Origin of the sequence: Nostoc sp. 2RC, assembly GCF_014222165.1 — a bacterium.
GTDB lineage: Bacteria > Cyanobacteriota > Cyanobacteriia > Cyanobacteriales > Nostocaceae > Nostoc > Nostoc linckia.
Window position 1 is genome coordinate 1 of the sequence record NZ_JACKZU010000480.1, and the last position, 5,351, is coordinate 5,351.

The 5,351-nt window shown below is 42.2% G+C and carries 6 protein-coding genes; 3 read left to right on the forward strand and 3 right to left on the reverse strand.

Annotated elements, in window-relative coordinates; translation table 11 throughout:
* Positions 1-20: 20 nt before the first annotated feature.
* On the reverse strand, positions 21-953 hold the full coding sequence (locus GNE10_RS31690) for a serine hydrolase (protein WP_185569917.1): 933 nt from the start codon (positions 951-953) through the stop codon (positions 21-23).
* A 9-nt stretch (positions 954-962) separates the two neighbouring features.
* On the opposite strand from GNE10_RS31690, the gene GNE10_RS31695 reads away from it, so the two are divergent.
* Both GNE10_RS31695 and GNE10_RS31700 read left to right on the forward strand, forming a co-directional pair.
* The gene (locus GNE10_RS31695) at positions 963-1,667 is read left to right on the forward strand and encodes a C40 family peptidase (protein ID WP_185569918.1); all 705 of its coding nucleotides are present in this window, start codon (positions 963-965) and stop codon (positions 1,665-1,667) included.
* Between the two features lie 14 nt (positions 1,668-1,681).
* Positions 1,682-2,686 carry a glycosyltransferase family 2 protein gene (locus GNE10_RS31700; protein ID WP_185569920.1) on the forward strand — a complete coding sequence of 335 codons (1,005 nt, stop codon included), beginning with the start codon at positions 1,682-1,684 and terminating at the stop codon, positions 2,684-2,686.
* Between the two features lie 101 nt (positions 2,687-2,787).
* Here the strand turns inward: GNE10_RS31700 and GNE10_RS31705 are convergent, their stop codons facing one another.
* Positions 2,788-4,191 (reverse strand): tyrosine phenol-lyase, encoded by a 1,404-nt coding sequence (locus GNE10_RS31705; RefSeq protein ID WP_185569922.1) that lies wholly within the window; start codon positions 4,189-4,191, stop codon positions 2,788-2,790.
* A 285-nt stretch (positions 4,192-4,476) separates the two neighbouring features.
* Positions 4,477-4,710: a hypothetical protein gene (locus tag GNE10_RS31710; RefSeq protein WP_099070283.1), complete on the reverse strand. Its 234-nt coding sequence runs from the start codon at positions 4,708-4,710 to the stop codon at positions 4,477-4,479.
* A gap of 313 nt (positions 4,711-5,023) precedes the next feature.
* On the opposite strand from GNE10_RS31710, the gene GNE10_RS31715 reads away from it, so the two are divergent.
* Entirely contained in the window at positions 5,024-5,161 is a 138-nt protein-coding gene (locus GNE10_RS31715) for a hypothetical protein (RefSeq protein ID WP_180267468.1), read from the forward strand.
* Positions 5,162-5,351: the final 190 nt, after the last annotated feature.

Consider the following 5,351-nt stretch of genomic DNA (forward strand, 5'->3'; position numbering starts at 1 on the left):
CCCCAAATCCCCAGTCCGTCTTACAGACTGCTAATCGCTTCTACAACTAGCTTGGAAACAAAGGGCAAAATTTCCCGGTTCTTAGCTTGGGCTTTGCCTTCAGTAAATACTACTAAAAGGTAGGGGCGTTGGTTTGTTAACTCAATGTAAGCGGAATCATGGCGGACTTGACTTGTCCAACCCGCCTTTGACCAAATTTGAGCATCTTTAGGAAGTCCACCGCCTAAAAAACCTGTTATTTGGTCTTCTTCGACATCAGTGGGTAAGTTTTGGACATCGCGTTTGAGCAAAGCCATCATTCCTTGCGATCGCACACTTGAAACTGCTACTCCGCCGATAATACTATGCACTAATCTGGCGATGGCATTTGTGGTCAACATATTACGATTTTCCAGTAACTCTCCCACAAATGCCCGCTCTCGTCCATAGGGGCCATCACCCCAAGTTTTTTGACAAACGTTTATCGTCTCCATTTCTTCCCATCCCAAGGATTGGTAATAGCGGTTAACGATATTACGCTGATATTTCCAGGTTTCAAATGGTGCTACTGGTAGTTCGGGGCCTGAGGTGGTGCCAGTGAGAATATCTACAACCAAGCTGGTAGCATCATTGCTAGAGTCTACAATCATATCCCGCAAGGCTCGCTCTAATTCCTTAGAAGTTTGGCTCATGCCTTTTTCTAGCCATTCATTTATTGCCACCAGATAAAATAGTTTGACTACACTTGCAGGGTAAATCCGTTCTACACCGCGATAAGTAAAACCCCGGACTGGGTGGTTCCAAAAAGCGTCGGGAGTCAGGGCCCCACCAGTATTTACCGGCACTGGTGGGTCGTAAACAACCAAAGTCAAGGCAATTTGGTTGCGGGCTAAGGTAGGAAATGCTGCCCAAGTTGCATCTAAAATGCCATTACCCAGATTTTCCAGTTGTTCGTCTTTATTAAAAAAAATCATTCTAGAATAATGTCCTTTAATCTAAAATCCCAAATCCAAAATCTCAAATCAGCGGAGTATCAGTGTTTAGCTGACCTGAACTTATACGATTCTCCTGAGTGTACGCGCCTAGCAACTCAAGCCGCATCTGGGCGACATTTATGGGTAACGTCGAATCATGATGATTCGGCGGTGGAGGTGTATTTGCGTGAAGATGACTATCCCGGATGGGTATCCTTTTCAGATTTGGGTTTATTACAACCTGCTACTGTACTTTATCAGGCTGCAAGATTTTCTGAATTTGAAATTAAAAAACTGCTGGCAGAGGTTATAGATTTTACCCAAAAAGCGATGCAACAACCGAATTATTATCTTTGGGGTGGTACGGTAGGGCCAAATTATGATTGTTCTGGGTTAATGCAAGCGGCTTTTGCTTCTGTGGGTATTTGGTTACCGAGAGATGCTTATCAACAGGAAGGATTTACTCAACCAATTACCATTGCAGAATTAGCACCTGGGGATCTGGTATTTTTTGGAACTACTCAAAAAGCAACCCATGTGGGGCTTTATTTGGCGGATGGTTATTATATCCATAGTTCTGGGAAGGAACAGGGGCGTAATGGTATTGGGATTGATGTTCTTTCGGAACAGGGGGATGCTGTTAGTCAGTCCTATTATCAGCAGCTACGGGGTGCTGGTAGAGTTGTTAACAGTTACGAACCACAGAGATGCTGAGGACGCACAGGAAGATGGGGAGTGAGTTGGTTTGTGAAGGAATGAATGGGGCGATTTCGACAATTGTCCCTGATGTTTCGGTGGTGGTGCCGATACACAATGAAGTGGAAAGTTTGCCACTTTTATTAGAAGCGATCGCATCTACATTATCTTCGAGTCAGATAAATTATGAAATTATTTGTGTTGATGATGGTTCTACCGATGGTTCCGTGGAATATCTCAAGCAAGAAGCAAAAACACGTCCTGATTTAAAAGCGGTGATTTTGCGTCGTAATTACGGCCAAACTGCGGCTATGGCGGCTGGATTTCATTATGCACTAGGTCGGGCCATCGTTTCTTTAGATGCTGATTTGCAAAATGACCCGGCTGATATTCCGATGCTATTGGCAAAGCTTGATGAAGGTTACGATTTGGTAAGTGGCTGGCGACAAAAACGCCAAGATGGTGCCATAAATCGCTTACTTCCTTCTAAAATTGCTAATTGGTTAATTCGCCGCACCACTAGCGTGAATATTCATGACTATGGTTGTTCCCTCAAAGCCTATCGTGCAGAACTTCTGGCAGATATGAATCTTTATGGCGAATTACATCGATTTTTACCTGCTTTAGCATACATCGAAGGGGCGAGAATTACTGAAATGCCGGTACGCCATCACGCCCGCCGTTTTGGTCGCAGTAAGTATGGGATTTGGCGGACGTTCCGGGTGTTGATGGATTTATTAACCATTTTGTTTATGAAAAAGTTCCTCACCCGCCCGATGCATGTTTTTGGCTTGTTAGGCTTGATTTCAATGGTTTCGGGGACGCTTATCGGCATTTATTTAACTTTTATCAAATTAGCTTTGGGTCAGATGATTGGCAATCGTCCTTTGCTGATTTTGGCAGTTTTGTTGCTTGTAACTGGAGTACAGTTGTTTTGCTTCGGTCTTTTAGCGGAATTACTCATGCGTACATATCATGAATCCCAAGGACGGCCTATTTATCGCGTGCGAGAGGTGGTAGCAAAAAACGTTAATTAGGGACTTCCAACTACAAAAATATTGCATTGATATTGGTGAGTGTTCACCGTTGACCGTTGACTGTTGACTGTGAACAGGAGTCTCACAAAATATTGCCAGTTTTAAAGCAACTCAAACCGTGCTTGGAAGAAACGTAGATATTTTGGCTCGTAAATCATCTTCAGTCCGCGCAGGCGATCGCGATTATAATAGACTTCTTCCACTGCTTCAGCAGTTAAATCCATGTGAGCTTGGGTATACACTCGGCGGGGAATAGTTAAACGTACTAGTTCTAACTCTGGATGATAATTATCTCCTGTTTCTTTATTGCGTCCAGCAGAAACGATACCCCGTTCCATTGCCCGAATACCTGCTTCTACGTACAGTTCGGCTGCTAGGCGTTGTGCGGGAAATTCCTCTTGGGGAATTTGTGGTAAAAAGCGTTTGGCATCCAAATAAATCGCATGTCCACCAATGGGTACAACAATTGGAATCCCCCAATCTAACAGTTTTTGTCCTAGATATTCAACTTGTCCGACACGCGCCCGAATATGATCGTCTTTAACTGATTCTTCGATACCGCGTGCCATAGCTTCCATATCCCGCCCAGCCATACCGCCATAAGTATGTAAGCCTTCATAGATTACTATTAAATTACGTGCTTCTTCGTAGAGATTTTCGTCATTGAGAGCCAGCCAACCGCCGATGTTCACCAGTGCATCTTTTTTGCCACTCATGGTGCAGCCGTCGGTGTAGGAGCAAAATTCATGTAAGATGGTGGCGATCGCTTGATTCCTATAATCTTCTTCTCGCTGCTGGATAAAGTAAGCATTTTCCACAGCACGGGTAGCGTCAAGAATAATCCGGATACCATGAGTTTGGGCTAACCGATGTACCTCCCGCAGATTAGCCATTGATATCGGCTGTCCACCAGCCATATTTACGGTTCCAGCAACACTGATATAGGGAATGCGTTCTGCCCCGACTCGTTCAATTAAGTCTGTGAGCTTTTGCAAATCTATATTACCCTTAAATGGATGCAATGATTGGGCATTGTGGGCTTCATCAATAATGACATCCACAAATGTACCGCCGGCTAATTCTTGATGTAGCCTGGTTGTGGTGAAATACATATTGCCAGGTATATAATCGCCTGGTTTAATCAGTATTTGAGAAAGAATGTTTTCCGCGCCACGTCCTTGGTGGGTGGGGACTATATAGCGATAGCCGTAATATTTCTGAATGTTTTCTTCTAAATTGTAAAAGTTCTTGCTACCAGCATAAGCTTCATCACCAAGCATCATACCTGCCCATTGATAATCGCTCATGGCTGCGGTGCCACTATCAGTCAACAAATCAATGTAAACATCTTCAGAGCGTAATAAAAAAGTATTGTAACCCGCTTGGGCGATCGCTTCTTCCCGTTCAGCACGAGTAGTCATTTTTAATGGCTCAACCACCTTGATTTTATATGGCTCTGCCCAAGAGCGACGGCGGCGTGGGGAAGTATGCTTGGCGTCGGTCATAGTATTAATGGCTCCTTATACCGATTAGCTGAATGTTTGCACCATTGTGCTTACTAAAAGCTGCTGTTGCCAAGATCTCGATCTCAAAAAAAGATAAATAAAAGTTTTGGGATTGCTATAATTCCAAACTCCAGGTTTCAACATAGACAAGAGACTTCTTGCATAAGTCGGGAAAAGGCGAAGGGGGAAAGGGTAAAGGTTTTGTATTGTCCCCTTCCCCTTTAACCTTTTCCCTTTTCCCAACTCTTGCAAAAGTGTTTTTTGCAAGAGGTCTAAGGTTTAATACTATTTCGGGGCACACCACTGAGCTATTGTTTCAATTCGCGCTTGCTGCATCAATTCCCAAACTTGCGATTGATTACAACCATAGGTAGATGCTAATAATTTTTCGCCTTGATTTTTTGCCTCATCAGCAGATATACCAAAGCTCATGATTTCTTCGTCTTGGTTACCTGTAATTTTATCAACTGGAATGATACAGATATATTGAGGCTCGTTTTGTCTAATTTCTTGCACCATTACTGACTAACCCCAGTAATAAAAGCTGTCTATTTTTAATATATTTCTAACTTTAGATAAACACTCATGAAAGAAAAGTAAAGTCAATATTTCCGTGCTTTAGATTTCAAAAAACTTTTTATACATACTTAACCTATTATTAAGAATTCTCTCAAAATACCGCTTCCAAGGAGTGTAAACAGATACTTGTGGGAGAATTAAGTTAAGCATCAATAAATATTTTTTTGTAAACTTTTGTTTGGTTTTTAGATTGTAATCAATTCTGAGTTTTAAATCACTCAGTAAAAACATCATAAAAATTGGAGATTAGAAAATGGCATTTCGCAACAACTCAGTCACTAATTTATGGCAGAAACTACAACAAGATTCTGTTGTTTGGGGATCGTTAGCTATTTGGATTACAGGATTAGTTGTAGTTTTACTAATGCTGGCAATTTTTTCTAACGCTTAATGCAGGCAAAATTAGAGAATTTCAAAGAAAATCTTTTGAAATTGATGATTGATGACTGTTGACTGTTGATAGTCATTCCACTCGATGTAGAGACGTAGCATTGCTACGTCTCTACAAACCAATTTGTGGCTCTACGAGGGGTCTGACCCTCTATTTACCATCTGCATCTTGCTAAGGGAAGGGGATTAAG

Bases quoted from the DNA above. Each gene is read 5' to 3' on its own strand.
- GNE10_RS31690 (WP_185569917.1), bottom strand. From the start codon at position 953: ATGATTTTTTTTAATAAAGACGAACAACTGGAAAATCTGGGTAATGGC.
- GNE10_RS31695 (WP_185569918.1), top strand. From the start codon at position 963: ATGTCCTTTAATCTAAAATCCCAAATCCAAAATCTCAAATCAGCGGAG.
- GNE10_RS31700 (WP_185569920.1), top strand. From the start codon at position 1,682: ATGGGGAGTGAGTTGGTTTGTGAAGGAATGAATGGGGCGATTTCGACA.
- GNE10_RS31705 (WP_185569922.1), bottom strand. From the start codon at position 4,191: ATGACCGACGCCAAGCATACTTCCCCACGCCGCCGTCGCTCTTGGGCA.
- GNE10_RS31710 (WP_099070283.1), bottom strand. From the start codon at position 4,710: ATGGTGCAAGAAATTAGACAAAACGAGCCTCAATATATCTGTATCATT.
- GNE10_RS31715 (WP_180267468.1), top strand. From the start codon at position 5,024: ATGGCATTTCGCAACAACTCAGTCACTAATTTATGGCAGAAACTACAA.